The organism is Streptomyces asoensis (assembly GCF_013085465.1).
Lineage (GTDB): Bacteria > Actinomycetota > Actinomycetes > Streptomycetales > Streptomycetaceae > Streptomyces > Streptomyces cacaoi_A.
Genome location: NZ_CP049838.1, coordinates 8,925,192 through 8,941,101, shown reverse-complemented (window position 1 = coordinate 8,941,101; position 15,910 = coordinate 8,925,192). Strand labels below are relative to the sequence as shown.

At 73.7% G+C, this 15,910-nt stretch carries 14 protein-coding genes; 5 read left to right on the top strand and 9 right to left on the bottom strand.

Going from position 1 to position 15,910, the window contains the following annotated elements:
* Position 1: 1 nt before the first annotated feature.
* From G9272_RS39780 to G9272_RS39760, 5 genes are all read right to left on the bottom strand, one after another.
* On the bottom strand, positions 2-835 hold the full coding sequence (locus tag G9272_RS39780; RefSeq protein WP_171401064.1) for an alpha/beta fold hydrolase: 834 nt from the start codon (positions 833-835) through the stop codon (positions 2-4).
* 135 nt (positions 836-970) lie between these two features.
* Positions 971-1,237, bottom strand: a complete 267-nt coding sequence (locus G9272_RS39775) for a hypothetical protein (RefSeq protein ID WP_171401063.1) — start codon at positions 1,235-1,237, stop codon at positions 971-973.
* A 200-nt stretch (positions 1,238-1,437) separates the two neighbouring features.
* A complete protein-coding gene (locus G9272_RS39770; protein ID WP_171401062.1) occupies positions 1,438-2,730 on the bottom strand; it encodes an ROK family transcriptional regulator in 1,293 nt (430 codons plus the stop codon).
* A gap of 91 nt (positions 2,731-2,821) precedes the next feature.
* Entirely contained in the window at positions 2,822-3,784 is a 963-nt protein-coding gene (locus tag G9272_RS39765; RefSeq protein WP_171401061.1) for a phosphotransferase family protein, read from the bottom strand.
* Between the two features lie 22 nt (positions 3,785-3,806).
* A complete protein-coding gene (locus G9272_RS39760) occupies positions 3,807-7,001 on the bottom strand; it encodes a cytochrome P450 (protein WP_171401060.1) in 3,195 nt (1,064 codons plus the stop codon).
* A 154-nt stretch (positions 7,002-7,155) separates the two neighbouring features.
* Between G9272_RS39760 and G9272_RS39755 the strand changes: the two genes are divergently transcribed.
* Both G9272_RS39755 and G9272_RS39750 read left to right on the top strand, forming a co-directional pair.
* Positions 7,156-7,755, top strand: a complete 600-nt coding sequence (locus G9272_RS39755; protein ID WP_171401059.1) for an HD domain-containing protein — start codon at positions 7,156-7,158, stop codon at positions 7,753-7,755.
* Positions 7,748-8,389 (top strand): PAS domain-containing protein, encoded by a 642-nt coding sequence (locus tag G9272_RS39750; protein WP_171401058.1) that lies wholly within the window; start codon positions 7,748-7,750, stop codon positions 8,387-8,389. The genes G9272_RS39755 and G9272_RS39750 overlap by 8 nt, the downstream gene beginning before the upstream one ends.
* A 41-nt stretch (positions 8,390-8,430) precedes the next feature.
* On the opposite strand, the gene G9272_RS39745 is transcribed toward G9272_RS39750, so the two are convergent.
* Positions 8,431-9,078 carry a TIGR03086 family metal-binding protein gene (locus G9272_RS39745; protein WP_171401057.1) on the bottom strand — a complete coding sequence of 216 codons (648 nt, stop codon included), beginning with the start codon at positions 9,076-9,078 and terminating at the stop codon, positions 8,431-8,433.
* A gap of 181 nt (positions 9,079-9,259) precedes the next feature.
* Between G9272_RS39745 and G9272_RS39740 the strand changes: the two genes are divergently transcribed.
* Together G9272_RS39740 and G9272_RS39735 are read left to right on the top strand one after the other, a co-directional pair.
* Positions 9,260-10,516 carry an FUSC family protein gene (locus G9272_RS39740; protein ID WP_171401056.1) on the top strand — a complete coding sequence of 419 codons (1,257 nt, stop codon included), beginning with the start codon at positions 9,260-9,262 and terminating at the stop codon, positions 10,514-10,516.
* A 284-nt stretch (positions 10,517-10,800) separates the two neighbouring features.
* Positions 10,801-11,988, top strand: coding sequence for a lactonase family protein (locus G9272_RS39735; RefSeq protein WP_171402370.1), 1,188 nt, complete (start codon positions 10,801-10,803; stop codon positions 11,986-11,988).
* On the opposite strand, the gene G9272_RS39730 is transcribed toward G9272_RS39735, so the two are convergent.
* A complete protein-coding gene (locus G9272_RS39730; protein WP_171401055.1) occupies positions 11,956-12,681 on the bottom strand; it encodes a DUF2470 domain-containing protein in 726 nt (241 codons plus the stop codon). The genes G9272_RS39735 and G9272_RS39730 overlap by 33 nt on opposite strands.
* A 134-nt stretch (positions 12,682-12,815) precedes the next feature.
* A complete protein-coding gene (locus tag G9272_RS39725) occupies positions 12,816-13,430 on the bottom strand; it encodes a TetR/AcrR family transcriptional regulator (RefSeq protein ID WP_171401054.1) in 615 nt (204 codons plus the stop codon).
* Positions 13,431-13,537: 107 nt separating this feature from the next.
* Here G9272_RS39725 and G9272_RS39720 point away from each other — a divergent pair, with 107 nt between their 5' ends.
* A complete protein-coding gene (locus G9272_RS39720; protein ID WP_171401053.1) occupies positions 13,538-15,103 on the top strand; it encodes a cytochrome P450 in 1,566 nt (521 codons plus the stop codon).
* Here the strand turns inward: G9272_RS39720 and G9272_RS39715 are convergent.
* Positions 15,065-15,895 carry a pentapeptide repeat-containing protein gene (locus G9272_RS39715; protein ID WP_171401052.1) on the bottom strand — a complete coding sequence of 277 codons (831 nt, stop codon included), beginning with the start codon at positions 15,893-15,895 and terminating at the stop codon, positions 15,065-15,067. The two genes, G9272_RS39720 and G9272_RS39715, sit on opposite strands and share 39 nt — an antisense overlap.
* Positions 15,896-15,910: the final 15 nt, after the last annotated feature.

Sequence of the window (15,910 nt, the reverse complement as noted above, 5' to 3'; positions counted from 1 at the left end):
GTCAGCCCCCGGCCGCGAACTTCCGCAGATCCGCGGTGAGACGGTCGGCGTGGGTGGCGAAGAGGCCGTGGCCGGCGTTCTCGTACACCTCGAGGGTGGCGTTCGGGGCGAGGCGCGCGGCGCGGCGGCCGGTCAGCTCGATGGGCCCGGAGGTGTCGTGGGTGCCGTGGACGACGAGCACCGGCAGGTCGAGCGCGGCCAGTTCGGGGGCGACGTCGAGTTCGGCGATCAGCTCGCCGAGGGCGACGGCGGCCCGTGCCGTGGAGCCATGGCAGCGCCGGATCATGGCCTCGACGTACGCCTCGGACAGGTCGTTGCCCGGCCGGTCCAGGGCGAAGAAGGCGTGCGCGCCGTCGGCGAAGAAGGCGGAGCGGTCGCGCCGGAAGGCCTCGGTGCCCGCCCGTATGAGCTCCGGGTCGACTCCCTCGGGGTGGTTCGCCGAGCGGGCCGGACCGGGCGCCATGCCCGCGATCAACGCCACCCGGGTCACGCGGTCGACGCCGTGCCGGGCCAGGCAGCGGACGATCTCGGCGGTGCCGAGGGAGTGCCCCACGAGCGTGACCTCGCTCAGGTCGAGATGGTCGAGCAGGCCCTGCACGTCGTCTGCGAGGCTGTCCAGGTCGAAGCCGCCCCACACGTCGTCGGAGCGCCCGTGGCCGCGCCGGTCGAAGCTCACGCAGCGATGGCCCTCCTGGGCCAGCGGCAGCATCTGGTACTCCCACATCTCGGTCCCGAAGTACAGGCTGTTCACGAAGACGATCACGGGCCCGTCGGCGGGCCCGTAGTCGACGTAGTGCAGCCGTGTGCCGTCGACGGGACTCGTGAAGTACGGCATGGATCGTTCTCCTGACGTGCTGGGGGACGCGGTGGCCGGGTGCGTCGTCCATGCTTGCGGCCCGAACCGGGGGCGTCGATTACCTCCCGGGTCATGACCGCGTCCGCCGCTCGTCAAGTCGTCGCCGCGGGTTCCTCAGTCGGACGGCTCGTCGGGTACGGGGTGGTCGGACTGACCGCTGCCCGCGCGGGGGGCGTCCTGTCGACCGGTGCCCGCCTCGTCGGTGTCGGGAACGTCGTCCGGGGTGTTCTCCGCGGGCCCGCCGGACCGGTCGGACCGGCCGGGCGGCTCGGGGTCGTCGAGGTCCCAGGGGTCCGCTCGCCCGTCGGCCTGCTGGTCCGGCGGGTCGCGCGGGATCGGCGTGCCGTTCTCGCCGGGGCCTTCGGGGCGCTGTGCGGCCACGACGTCCTCCCTTCACCGTCGCGCCGCGCCGGGCGCGGGCGACTTTCCCGGGCGGCGATCGTCCGGGCGAGGAGGCGAGTACCTCCACGGTGATCAGCGAAACGTGACGGCACGGTCGGGTGTGCGGGGGCGGAGGCGGTCGTGCGGAGACCGGTCCGGGCAGCGGCGCGGACTCGACGCGAGGCCCGGCCGGCGCGGACTCAGCGCGGGGCGCGATCCTCCAGCACCGTGCGCCAGGCGGGAGCCGGGCCGGCGGGGGTGGGCTCGGGGCGTCGGCCGCCACGGGCGAAGAAGTCGGCGAGCGGGAGGATCGCCGCGCCGACGGTGACCGCGTCGGGGCCGAGCCGCCCGAGCTCGACGGTGACCTTCTGCGCGGGGTGACGCAACGCGTACGCGGTCGCGTGGCGGCGTACGGCGGGCAGGAAGCGGGCGCCGAGCTGGAGTCCGGCCCAGCCGCCGATGAGGATGCGCTCGGGCTGGAAGAGATTGATCAGGTCGGAGAGGCCGGCGCCCAGGTACTCGGCCGTCTCCTCCAGGACCTCGAGCGCCACGGGGTCGGGGGCCTCCGCGTCCCCCAGGGGGTAGGCGGCGCTGAGCATCGCCGTCAGCGCGGTCTCCTCGTCCATGCCCTCCGGCGGCCGACCCCCCTGCTCCCGCCAGCGTTCCAGCAGCGCCTCGGCGCCGGCATACGCCTCCAGACAGCCGAGGGCGCCGCACCGGCAGCGGCGGCCCCGCACCCTTACGGTCAGATGCCCCCACTCGACGGCCCGGCCGTGCTCCACCTCGGGCGTGACGAGACAGGCGCCGACACCCGAGCCGAAGAGGACGACGACCGCGTTGTGCGCACCGCGTCCGCCGCCGAACCACATCTCGGCCTGGCCGAGGGTCTTGGCGCCGTTGTCGATGAAGTACGGCACGGTCTCGGGGAGGAGGGATCCCTCGCGCAGCAGCGCCTCCAGCGGGACGGCGTCCCAGCCGATCGTCTGGCCGTGCACGACGGCGCCCTGTTCTGGGGTGTGCTCGATGATGCCGGGGACGCCGATGCCGACCCCGAGGAGTTGTTCCGGGACGATGCCGGCGGCGCCCAGCACCTCGGCGACGCCGTCCCGGATGTGCCCGACGATCCCGTCGACCTCGTACCGCCGCTGCTCCAACGGCCTTTCCACCCGCGCGAGTTCGGTGAGGGTCAGGTCGAACAGCTCGATCCGCACCCGGGTCTCGCCGACGTCCACGCCGATCAGGTGACCGCTGGCCGGGACGACGCGCAGCAGGATGCGGGGGCGGCCGCCGTCGGAGTCGACGCTGCCGGCCTCCTCGACCAGCCCGTCGGCGACCAGGTCGGCGACGACATTGCTGACCGAGCCGGAGCTCAGGCCGGTGGTCGGGCCGAGCTCGAAGCGGCTGAGGGGTCCGTCGAAGTAGAGCCGCTGAAGCACAGCCGTACGGTTGGCCCGCCTCAGATCGCGTACCGTGCGCCCGTTCCGCCCCGTCATGTCGCTCCCCTTCGCACCCTGCCCGACCTGCAACATACCCCTGCGGGCGGCGGCACGCGACATTCCTCCAACCCTTAGTTCACGATGTGAGCTAAGAGACGCCCGCGGACTCGATCTCGTCCAGTGCCGCGAGGAGCTCCGGGGCGACCGTCTCGCGCAGCCAGCGGTCGTGATCCGCGCCGTACGCCCGCGGGATCGTCTCGATGAGCATGATCAGGTAGAGGTAGGCCCGGTACAGGGCCAGACGCAGCCGGGCGGACGGGTCGAACGCGGCGTGCCCTCCGGCCCCGCGATAGCCCTCCAGGAACGGCTCGTCCTTCTTGATGTCCCCGAGCAGCGCCAACGAGACGAAGTCCGCGAGGGGGTCGCCCCAGAACATGCGCTCGCCGTCGATGAGGCCCCCGATCCCGGGCTTTGCGCCGGCGCGGTCGACCAGGATGTTGCCCGGCCACAGGTCGAAGTGGACGAGGCGGGCGACGGTCACCTCGTCGAGGGCGTCGTACGCGGCCCGCGCGACGGCGGCCACCTCGTCGACGGGGCGGGGCAGCCAGGCGCCGTGGCTGCGGGCGTCGGCGAGGAGGGCGTCGAACATCGCCGTGAACGCCGTGCGCCAGTCGGGGGCGAGCGGGCCGAAGACGCCGGAAGGGTAGCCGAAGCCCGGCCCGGTCACCCGGTGCAGCCGGGCGACCTGACCGCCCAACTCCCTGCGCAGCTCGGCCTGTTCGGCGGGCTCCAGGGATCCGTTCCAGGGGTCGCCCGGGCACACCGTCATCAGCAGCCACTGCCCGTCGAGGGCCACCACCCGCGGTGCCGGCACTTCGGCCCGGGCCGCCCCGCGACAGAACTCCGCCTCTGCGGACAGCAGTCGGATCTCGTGGCTCAGGCCCGGCGCCGTGGGCGCGACCTTCAGTACGTAGTGGCCGCCGTCCGTCAGGCGCAGCTCCTCGACGGTGTTGTACGTGCCGCCGCCGAGCGGCCCCACGTGGGCCAGCCGGTCGGGCGGGATGCCCGCCGCCTCCAGGACGCTCCGGGCACGCTCCCAGGAATCCGTCACCCCGCCCGCTCCCTCCTGCCGGTCACCCGGCCGCGTAGACGTCCTCCACATAGCGGCCGTCCGCGATCAGCCCGTCGAGCCACGCCTCGGCGGCCGTGTCACCGGCGCCGGGTGTGCGGTCCCGGTACAGGGTACGGAACGCCTCCCGGACTCCCGGCGCCATCCGTGAACCGTCACCGCACACGTACACGCGGGCTCCGGCGGCCAGCAGCCGCCACACCTCGTCGGACTCGGCGGCGATGCGGTGCTGGACGAACATCGCCCCGTTCTCGGGAGCCGCGCTGAAGGCGGGGCGCAGCGAGACCGCTCCGGCGGCCTCGGCGGCGCCCAGCTCCCGTGCGTGCAGGAAGTCCGCGTCGGCGGCGTCGCAGCCGAAGTAGCAGAGCGCGGGCGGGAGTCGGGCCCCCGAGGCGAGGGCTGCCGTGCGGTCGGCGACGGCGCCCCGGAACGGGGCGAGACCGGTGCCGGCCGCCACCATCACCACGGGTGCCGTGTCGTCGATACGGAAGGCCTCACGGCACGACTGGACACGGGCGTACACCGTGTCGCCCGCCGTGAGACCGGCGAGATACCCGGAGCCGGTGCCCCGGTAGCGACCCCGGCCCGAGCGCGCGGGCGCCTCCAGCAGCGAGACCATCAGGTCCGCGTGTCCCGGGTCGACCGCGGGCGAGGAGGAGATCGAGTAGTGGCGGGGGCGCAGCGGGGTGAGGAGGTCGAGGAGCCGCGGCCAGTCCAGGGCGCCGCGCAGTGCCGGATGGTCCTCGATCACCTCGACGAGGGTGCGCGGGTCCCCGTCGGGGAGGGCGGCGAGGGCCGCGCGTTCGGGCGGGCAGGGGTTGGCGGCGGCCAGGAGGGAGAGCTGGGACGCGCTCGGGCGCTCCTGCACCTCGACGTGGTGGGTGAGCAGTTGACGCACCGTCATGGGCCGATCCACGGCGAGTCCGGCGCGGCTCGGGCGGGTGGCACGGATGTCCAGGACGGTGTCGAGGTCGACGCCGAGTGCCGTGGCGGCGCGTTCGACGAGCGCGCCGTAGTTCGCCGGGAGCACGGTGAGGTGGTCGGCCGTGCGGTAGGTGGTCCCCTCGGGCAGGGCGAGGCGGAGGAACCGCTTGCGGCGGGGGTGGCCGGGAGCGGTGAGGTCGTACGCCTCGGTGACCTTCATCGGCACCAGCCCGTGCCGTGCGGCGAGGGCGTCGAGCGGACCGCCGGTCAGGGTACGGACCTCGTAGGCGGCCGGGGACCGGTCGGCGGGCGCGGCGGCGGACTCGACGCCGTCGGGGTCGCCGTACCGCTCCAGCAGTGCGGTGCGCAGCCGGTCGGTGAACCCCCGTACGGCGCCGGTCAGATCACCGGAGGCGTCGGCGGCCGTGCGGTCGGTGAGCCGGGTGGCGCCGAGGTCGGCGAGGCGCTCGTCGACGCGGGTCGGGACGTGCTGGTAGGTGGCGGCCCAGTTGCGGTCACCGACGCCGAGGACGGCGTACGTCACGCCGGAGAGGTCGTGGGTCTCCTCGAGCCGGGCGGCGAACGCGGTGGCGTCGTCGGTGGGGCGGCCGTTGTAGGAGGCGGCGGTGATGACGACGGGGCGGTCGGTGGGCAGGCCGTCCGCGTAGGCGTCCAGTGGCGCCACCCGGGTGGTGCAGCCGATCTCCGCCGCCTCGTCGGCGAGTCGGTCGGCGAACTCGCGGCAGGTGCCGTAGTTGCTGCCGTGCAGGAAGAGGGCGGAGGTGCCGGGTCGGACGCGAGCGGGAAGGGCGCTCGCGTCGACCGTCGGCGCGGTTTCGGTCCGGACGGCGCCCGGCAGATCCGGGTGGACCCGGTCGGCGGGGGTGCGCGGAGAGAGGGTGAGGGTGAGGCCCTCGGGCTTGAGCGTGAGGGTCTCCTTCACCGCGAGCCGGTAGTCGGCGTGGTCGTGCGGCCGGTAGCGGTGGACGAGCATCGCCAGCAGCATGGTCGCCTCGTGGAGGGCGAACTGCCGTCCGATACAGGCGCGTTCACCGGTTCCGAACGGCTTGAAGGCGTGCACGGAACGGGCCGCCTCCGCCTCGGGAGTGAAGCGGGAGGGGTCGAACAGCTCGGGGTTGTCGCCCCAGACGGGCTGCCGGTGCAGCATCGGCGCGAGGACGACCACGGACTGTCCCGCCTTCAGCGGAACGCGTCCGCCGAGCAGGGTGTCCGCCAGCGCCTGCCGGCTGAACGCGGCCGCCGTGGGCCACAGCCGCAGCGCCTCGTTGAGCACCTGCCGGGTGTAGGTCAGCCGGCCGACCTCGTCGTACGTCGGCTCGGGGTCCGGCGTGTCGCCCCACAGGGCGTCGGCCTCGCGCTGGACGAGCCGGAGCGCGGTGGGGTGTTTGGCGAGGTGGTACAGCGCGAACGACATCGCGCCCGAGGTGGTCTCGTGGCCCGCGATCAGGAAGGTGATGACCTGGTTGCGGATGTTGGTGGTGTCGAGCGTGGTGCCGTCGGCGGGATGCCGGGCGGTGAGCATCAGCCCGAGGAGGTCGTCGTCGCCGGCACCCCCGCCGGTGCCGGAGGTGCGGGCGGCGATGACGTCGTCGACGACCTGGGCGAGGTGGTCGGCGTCGGCCTTGAAGGCCGCGTCGGCGGCGGTGTGGTCCTCGCCCGGGACGCGGGCGAGCCGGGTCATGCTCCATTCCAGGCAGCGGACCATCGACTCGACGAACGGGTGCGGCTCGTCCCGTTCGAAGGACCCGAAGTCGTAGCCGAATCCGGCGAGTCCGATGGTGTCGAGGGTCATCCGGGTCATGTCGTCGGGCACGTTCACGGGCTGCCCGGCGCGGGCGGCGCGGTCCCAGGTGTCGATGAGCCTGCGGGCCACCTTCAGCATCGCCGGGTGGTAGGAGCGCATCGAGCCGAGCGCGAAGGCCGGCATGAGGATGTCGTGCGCCTTCGCCCAGTTGGGCTCGTCGTCGTAGGCGGTGAACAGACCGTCGGAGGCGAACTCGCGGACGTTCTCCAGGGCGGGCCCGACGTGCTTGCCGAAGCGCCGCTCGTCGGCGAGGTCGGTGACCAGGTCGAGGTCGGCGACGAAGAGCGTGTCCCGCCCGTGCAACCGCCGCACGAACAGCGGCCCGTGCTCCCGCATCAGTTCCATGGCCTGCTGGATGGGGGTCCGGCCTGGGCCGGTGGCGGTGATGTCGACGAGGGGGAGGTCGGTAGGGGTGTCGGTGGTGTGCGGGCGCAGCGCGGTGGGGGGCATGGCGCGACAACTGCCTTTCGCTGAACGGACGTACCGCACTCCAGCGTGGTCCACCCGGTTGCCGGGGCCGTGCCGCCGGACTACATGTTCGTGCAGCGGAAAGGGCACGTGAGGGGTTGCGGAGGTGCCCTGCGACGGTTATTAGGCTGGGCCGATGACCTTCATCCCGACCGTGCTGTCCATCGCCCTGGACGAGACCTCGGACCCTGCGCTGCGACCGCTGCCCAGGGAGGTGGCGGCGCTCCTCGACGAGGTCGGTGCGCCGCCCCGGCTGGTCGCTCATCTGCGGGCCGTCCACGACGTCGCGGCCCGGCTCGTCGACTGGGTCGGACGGCACTGCCCGGCGCTGGCCGTGGACCGGGAGGCGGTGCTGTTCGGTGCGGCCACGCACGACATCGGCAAGACCCTGCACCCCGATGAGCTGTCCGGCCCCGGCGCCCGGCACGAGGCGGCCGGACGGGAGCTGCTGCTGGCCCACGGGGTGCGCCCCGAGGCGGCGCGGTTCGCCGGGACGCACGCCTCCTGGGGGACGCCGGGCGTGGCCGTGGAGGATCTGCTGGTGAGCCTGGCCGACAAGGTGTGGAAGAACAAGCGGGTGGCCGACCTGGAGGACCTGGTGGTGGCCGAGCTGTCGCGAGCGGGCGGACGGCCCGTCTGGCAGGAGTTCCTGGACCTCGACGAGTTCCTCACCGGCCTCGGTGAGGGCGCGGACCTGCGGCTGGCCTGGCAGGCGGCGCATCCCGTCCATGGGTGAGCGGGCCGAGCGGGACGCCGTGGTGTGGCGCAATCGCGCACTGCTGCTCTTCGACCGGGTGTCGGTGCCGGTCGCGGTGTGCGATGTGTACGGCGCCGTCCTGCTGGCCAATCCGGCCATGGCGGCGGAGTGCGGGACGAGTCCGGGGCGGCTGCGCGGGCGGGAGGTGCTGGAGCTGTTCCGGCCGCAGGAGGCGACCCAGGTGGAGCGGATCGCCGAGGCGCTGCGGCTGCGGCACCGCTCGCGCTACCAGGTGTCGGTGTGCTGGCAGCCGTCCGGAGCCGTGGAGCGGTACGGGGAGCTGACGGCGGACCCGGTGAGCGACAGCGTCGAGGCGACTCCCGCGCTGCTGGTGATGCTGCGCGTCCTCGGCGAACGCGCACCGCGCCCCGAGGCGCCCCCGGTCCGCGTCACGCCGGTCGAGGCGCGGATCCTCGCACTGCTCGCCGGGGGCGCCACGACGGCCCGCGCCGCCCGCGAGACCGGCCTCACCCGGGACGGCGTGACCTATCACCTGCGGCGCCTGTCCACACGCTGGGGCGCGGCCAACCGTACGGAACTGGTCGCCCGCGCCTATGCGCTGGGAGTGCTGGCGGCAGAGGCGTGGCCGCCCGCGCCGGCCGGCGACACGTAGGCCGACGCGCAGGCGCAAGGCCGCCCGTCGCGTCGTCCCCCTCAGGACGCGCGCGGGGACCAGCGCGGGTCGCGGCCGAGGAAGGCCAGCAGGGTCGCCGACCGGTCGTGGCCGTCCGGGGTCTCCCGCGCCGGGGCGAAGACCTTGAACGAGTCGCGCAGATGGTCCACGAGGTGTTCCGCCGTCGGCCCGATCCCTTCGGCCGTCCCGGCCGGCAGGGGGCGGTCCTGGCCGGTGGCCACGGCGATGTCCCAGGCGTGCACGGCCGCGTCCATCGCGGCGGCGCCGATGGCGAGGGGCAGCGGCAGCGGGCCCAGCGGGGTCGGCACCTGCTCGGTGTCCGCGGGCAGCCCGGCGTACGCCTCGGCCACCGCGTCCAGCACCTTCGCCAGCTCGGCCGCCGGGTCGCCGTCGAGCGCGTCGGCCGGGTGGAACGGGTCGCTGTCGGGCCGGCCGCCGGTGAGCGCGAGGCCGTAGCCCTGCTGGTCGATGCGGGCGTGGTTGAGCACCTGGCGTACCGTCCACGCGTCGCACGGCGTCGCCGCGCCCCACTGCTCGTCGCCGACCGCCGCGACCACCTCCCGCAGGTAGGCGTGCGCCCCCGTGAGGACCTCGATGCCCGGCGTGCCCACCCCGTCGGCCCGGTCGGCCGTGACCGCCTCTTCCGCCCCGGCTGCCTTGTCCACCATGGAGCTTCCCCCTCCGTTTCACGTAGCCGGCGTCTTCCCCGGCTGATGAGAACAATCTAGGCTCGCTTGCGGACAGTTACGGTCCTCAATACGGCCGATCGAGGCAGCCGGTCGCCCGTCGCGTGTCGCGAGGTGGTGAAGAAACGTTCGAGGCCGCGGGGGAAGGGGAACTGGACTGTCGATGCAAGAAGAAGTACGTGAGCGAGCGGCACCGCTCGTGCGATTGGTGCAGCGCCACCGGGAACCCGTCGTCGTCCAGGCACTGCGGGCCGCCACAGCGGCGACGATCGCCTATGTCATCGCGCTGCGCCTGAGCCCCGAGGCGCTGCCCCTCACCGCGCCGCTGACCGCGCTGCTCGTCGTCCAGGTCACCCTGTACGCGACGCTCACCAACGGGATCCGCCGGGTGAACGCCGTGGTGGCCGGTGTGCTCGTGGCCATCGCCTTCAGCCTTCTGGTGGGCCTGACCTGGTGGAGCCTCGCGCTGCTGATCGTGGCCTCGCTGGGGGTGGGGCATCTGGTGCGGGTGGACGAGTACGTCCCCGAAGTGGCGATCAGCGCCATGCTGGTGCTGGGCGTGACCACCGTCGGGGACACGGCGTGGGCGCGTGTGGTGGAGACGCTGATCGGCGCGTTCGTCGGGCTCGGCTGCAATCTGCTGCTGCCGCCACCGGTGTGGGTGGAGGAGGCGGGCGAGTCGATCGAGGGGCTGGCCCGTCGGCTGCGCCAGCTGATGCTGCGCATCGGCGAGGAGGCCTCGGACCGCACCCCGGTGGAGCAGGCGGCCGCCCGGCTGCACGAGGCGCGCCGCCTGGACCACGACATCGTCCGGGTGGACGCGGCCCTGCGGCAGGCCGAGGACAGCCTGCGGTTCAATCCACGCGTACGCGAGGGGCTGCTGCACCGGGTGGTGCTGCGCACCGGTCTGGACACGCTGGAGATCTGCACGGTCGTGCTGCGGGTGCTCGCCCGGACCCTCACCGATCTCGCCAAGGTGCGTGAGCCGGAGCCGCTGTTCCCGGCCGGGATCGGCGAGGTCGTGGAGCGGCTGCTGTCCGAGATCGCCGACGCGGTGGTCAGCTTCGCGGTGCTGGTGACCACGAGTGTCAGCCCCAACGCGGACGCCGCCGAGGAGCGGCTCACCGCCGAGCTGCGGCAGGCCGCGGCCACCCGCGACAAGCTCGCCCAGCTGCTGCTGGAGCAGCTCCAGCACGACGCCCGCCAGTGGCAGCTGCACGGCGCGGTGCTGACCGAGGCCACCCGCATCATCGACGAGCTCGACACCGAGCACCGCTCCCGCCGTCTCCTGGAGGAACTGGACCGCAACAGCCGTGAGCAGCGGGACCGGATGCCACGGCTGAACCGGCTGCGCGAGCGCCTGGGCGTGCAGGACGAGCTGTGGCGGAACCGTACGGGGTTCGGCCGGCGTTCTTCGTGAGTCGACCCCGGACGGGGTCGTGGGGCGCCGTCCGGTGACCTGGACCCGTGGCAACCGCCTGGCCGCCCGCCCGATCCTCGGCGCACCCGTCCGTCCGCTGCGCCGAGGGGTCCGCTTTTGCGTTCGACGGCCCGTCCGGGTCAAGGTGGCTGTCACGGCGGAGGCGTACGACGACCTGAGGTGCGGGCATGGGCAGTGGGACGGAAGCGGCGCGCTGGGGTTCCTCCCGGCCCGGGCGAAGCCGAGAGCTCGGCGGAGGCTGGAGCAGGCGCCGCTTCGTCGGGATGCTCGGCGGCGCGGCCGCCGCGTCGGCCCTCGCCGGGTGCGGCAGCGACGGCGACAACGGTGGCCCGGCGGAGTCCCGGGAAGCACCGCAGGCCGCGCCGCCCGGGCAGCCCTCGTCGTCGACGTCCGCCGCCCCGGAGCCCTCGCGGAGTTCCTCCGGTCCCCGCCCCCTCTACCTGGGCACCTACACCTCCGCCCAGGGCGGCGGGAAGGGCATCGGGGTCGCCTCGTACGACCCCGCCTCGGGGCGGATCACCGGCCGGGAGACGATCACCGGTGTCCAGGACCCCTCGTATCTCGCGGTGCACCCGGACGGCGGAACGCTGTACGCGGTCAACGAACGCGAGCGGGGCGCGGTGACCGCCGTGCGGCTGTCCGACGGGAAGGTGCTGGGCAGCCGGCCGACGGGCGGGGCGCACACCTGCCACCTGTCGGTCCATCCGGGCGGGCGGTGGCTGCTGAGCGCCGACTACGGCTCGGGCAGCGTGGCCGTGCACCCGATCGACGCCTCGGGGGCGCTCGGCGAGCGCACCGACCGGGTGACGCACAGCCGTCCGGCGCCCCGGTCGGGCCAACAGGGGCCGCACGCGCACCAGTTCATCACGGCTCCGGACGGCGGCCATGTCCTCGCCGTCGACTTCGGCACGGACACGGTGTACAGCTACCGCCTGGACCAGCAGGCCGGGACGCTCACGGAGGTCGCGCAGGCGCACACCCGGGCGGGCGCCGGTCCGCGCCACCTCACGTTCCATCCCGGTGGCCGGTACGCCTATCTCGCCGACGAGGCGGACGACACGGTCGCGGTCTGCGCGTACGAGCCGTCGAGCGGCCGGCTGACGATCGGGAGGCCGCAGTCCACGGGTTCGAAGGCGGACACCAACTACCCGGCGCAGCTGGCGGTTACACCGGACGGCGCGTACGCCTTCCTCGCCAACCGCGGCGACAACACCCTCGCCCGCTACGCGGTGGAGGCGGACGGGTCCCGGCTGCGGCTGCTCGGCACGGTGCCGGTGGAAGGCGACTTCCCCCGGCAGATCGCCCTCTCGCCCGACGGCGGCCTGCTGTTCGCGGCCAACCAGCGCTCCGGCACGGTCAGCGTCTTCCGGGTGGACGGCACCGACGGTGAACTGCGCCTCGCGGGCGAGCCGTTCGCGTCACCCGTCGCCGTCTGTGCGCTGCCGCTGTAGGGCTCGGGGACAGGCGGCGGCGGCCGCCTGGGTGAGCAGGACGTGCATGCGCTCGGTGAGCTGGCCGACGTCGTCGGCGGGCGCGTGGAAGGGCAGGCGTACGTCGCCGTGGGCGCGGGCGCGCTCGACGCGCAGCGTCAGTCCGTGCCGGTCGACGGCGAGCGGCTGGACCCGGACGGCGCCGTGCAGGCTGTCCCGCCGGACGAGCCGGGTGAGCCGCTCCACCGCGTCCGGGTGGGCGTCGGCGAGATGCGTGAGCAGCTGCGCCTCGGCTGTGGCGAGCGGGTCGGGCTCGGCGCCGGCGAACTCCTCGAGGTCGACGACGACCGCGCCGGTGGACTCTTTGAGCACGACGCGGGTGGCGTGGAAGGCGAGGTGGCCCTCCTCGGGGGTGAACCAGCCGGCCAGCCAGAGCCGGGCACGGATACGGCCTCGTACCGGAACGGGCGCCACGTCCGCGAACTCCAGCACGGCGGACGGCTCGCCGCGCGGCGCGCAGATCGCGGCCGTGAGCAGGGCGCTGTCCTCGGGCACGTGCAGGATCACCCGGCCGTCTTCGTCGACGGTGTGCGCACCGACGAACTCCTCGCGCCCGCCGTCCGCGGTCACCGCGCAGGACCATGAGGCCGCGAGTACCGAACGGGCCCGTTCGGCAGCGGCAGGCACGGCCGCCCAGCTCAGGCTGTCACCCATCCCAAATCCTCCTTAGGTAAGCCTTGCCTAACCTATCGGAGATCCGGGTGTTCGCCAACCACGACCGCACCATGCCGGACCCGGGCGTCGGCCGCCGGACCTCGGGAGCGAGGACGCGGCCGTCACGTCCATGATCACGCCGGGCCTGCGATGACCCCCAGCAGCGCCCGCGCGCACAACTCCCCCACCTGTTCCCGTGACAGGTCCGACCCCCGCAGCCACTCCAGGCAGACCGCCGTCGTGAACGCCAGCCAGCCGCGCACCGCCAGCCGGACGTCGGGGCGTCCCTCGAAGACCGGGCCGAACTCCGGGTCGGCGCCGAGCGCCGCCAGGATCTGCCGCTCCTGTGCCGCGAGCGCCCGCCGGTAGACCCGGCGCACGGCCTGGTCGCCGGAGGCGTCGGCACGGTGGAACGCCCGATAGCCGTGGGCGTGGGCCGCCACGTACGCCAGGTAGGTGTCGAGGCCGGACGCCAGCTGTTCGCGGACCGGGATGCCGGGAACCGCCGCCGTCATACGCAGCATCCGCTCGCTCTCGCGCTCCACGACCGCCGCGAAGAAGTCCCGCTTGGTGGGGAAGTAGTGGTACAGCAGCCCACGGGAGACCCCGGCGATCTCGGCGACCTGCTCGATCCACACGTCGTCGTACGGGCTCTCCGAGAACAGCCGCGCGCCGACCGACAGGAGCTGCTCCCTGCGCTCCTCGGTGCTGAGTCGGCGCCGGGTGCGCTCACCCTGGTTCGCGGCCATCCCCGCACTTTACTTGACGCCGGTTCAACAGCGGCACCAGACTGAGCCCGCTATTGAACCCACGTACAACATGCTCAACCTGCCGCTGCATCAAGGGAGATCGCGTCATGGCGGAGACGACGGGGACGACGGGTGGACCGGCCTCGACGGAAACGACGGGGGACCCCCTGCCGAAGGGGTTCCGCAGCGCGGAGCTCGGGTGGCCCGAGCTCGAGCGCATACCGCATCCGCCGCGCCGGCTCCCCCTGCTCGGCGACGTTCTGGGCGCGAGCCGGCGCACGCCCCTCCAGGACTCCCTGCGGTACGCCGGGCAGCTGGGGCCGATCTTCCGCCGAAAGGCGTTCGGCCGGGAGTTCGTGTTCGTCTGGGGCTCCGGACTGGCCGCCGACATGGCGGACGAGACACGGTTCGCCAAGCATGTGGGGCTGGGCATCGCCAATCTGCGGCCCGTCGTCGGGGACGCCCTGTTCACGGCGTACAACCACGAGCCGAACTGGCAGCTGGCCCACGACGTCCTGGCCCCGGGGTTCAGCCGGGAGGCGATGGCGGCCTACCACCCGATGATGCTGGACGTGGCGGACCGGCTCACCGGCCACTGGGACCGGGAACTGGCCGCGGGCCGGGCGGTGGACGTGCCCGGTGACATGACCAAGCTGACCCTGGAGACGATCGCCCGCACCGGCTTCGGGCACGACTTCGCGTCCTTCGAACGCGCCCGGCCGCACCCCTTCGTGACGGCGATGGTGGGCACCCTCAGCTACGCGCAGCGCCTCAACACCGTGCCCTCCCCCGCCCTGCTGCGGCGGGCCACGCGCCGCAACGAGGCCGACATCGCCTATCTGAACCGCACGGTCGACGAGCTGGTGCGGGCCCGCCGCGACGGCGGCGGCGGGGACGGCGACCTGCTGGACCGGATGCTCGACACCGCCCATCCCACGACGGGCGAACGGCTGTCGGCGCAGAACGTACGCCGTCAGGTCGTCACCTTCCTGGTCGCCGGCCACGAGACCACCTCGGGCGCGCTCTCCTTCGCCCTGCACTATCTGTCCCGCCATCCCGAGATCGCGGCCCGCGCCCGCGCCGAGGTGGACCGGGTGTGGGGGGACGCCGCCGTGCCGGGGTACGAGCAGGTCGCGAAGCTGCGATACGTCCGCCGGGTCCTCGACGAGGCGCTGCGGCTGTGGCCGACTGCGCCCGCGTTCGCGCGCGAGGCCCGGGCGGACACCGTGCTGGGCGGGGAACACCCGATGCGGCGGGGCGCGTGGGCGCTGATCCTGACGGCCATGCTGCACCGGGACCCCGAGGCGTGGGGGCCGGACGCCGACCGGTTCGACCCGGACCGCTTCGACGCGGCGGCCGTACGCGCGCGTGCCCCGCACACCTTCAAACCGTTCGGTACCGGGGCGCGGGCCTGCATCGGACGGCAGTTCGCGCTGCACGAGGCGACGCTGGTGCTCGGGCTGCTGCTGCGCCGCTACGAGCTGCGGCCGGACCCGGCGTACCGGCTGCGGGTCACGGAACGGCTGACGCTGATGCCGGAGGGACTGCGGATGCACCTGGTCCGCCGCACACCGGCGCAGGCGCCGACGCCGTCCGGTGGGCCGGTCGGCGAGGAGCGCGCGGCGACGGCGCCCTCAGAGCCGCGCTGTCCAGTGCGCGGGGCGGGTGACTGACTCCGGCAGCCTGGTGCCCGCGCTCCCCCGGGCCGCGTTCAGCTGCGGTTGGGTCAGGAAGAACGCGCCGGTCAGATCGGCGTCGGCGAGGCCGGTGTCGCGCAGATCCGCGCCGATCAGATCCGCCCCGCGCAGATCCGCGCCGGTGAGGTCGGCGGCGATCAGACAGGCGCCGCGCAGGTTCGCGCCCCGCAGGTCGGCGCCCCGGAGACGGGCGCCCATCAGGTCGGCGCCCCGGCGTTCCTTCTTGCGCCCGGGGATACCCGCCCGGGCCAGCTCGCTGGTCTTCAGCAGCAGCGCGTTGACGTCCTGACGGTGCGCCGGGACGTCGAGGGCGATCAGCTCGTCCGGGGACAGCCGGGTGAGTTCCTCGGTCTTCGCCAGGCTCCGGCGCAGCTCGCCGTGGATCGGGCGGGCGGCGGGGAGGCCGAGCGCCTCGGTGAGATACCAGAGGAGTTCGTGGAGCTGCCGGACGACCGGGAACACCTCGGACATCCGGCGGGCTTCCTCGGGCGCGGCCGTACGCCGGTCCCGGCCGCCGAAGGTGAGCTGCGAGACCTTCTGTCCGGCGCCGAAACAGTCGTAGACCGTGCAGCCGGTGAAGCCGCTCTGCCGCAGTCGCGCGTGGATCCCGCAGCGATGGTCCTCACCGAGGTTGGGGCACTCCCTGCCCGCGGGCTTGTCGATCGCGAAGTCCGCGGAGCGGGCGAAGGGCAGCGCCACGCAGCACAGGCCGAAACAGTTCTCGCAGTCGCCGCGCAGTCCGGTCCGGTCCACCGTCTTGTCTTGCATGCCGTTCAGCCTACT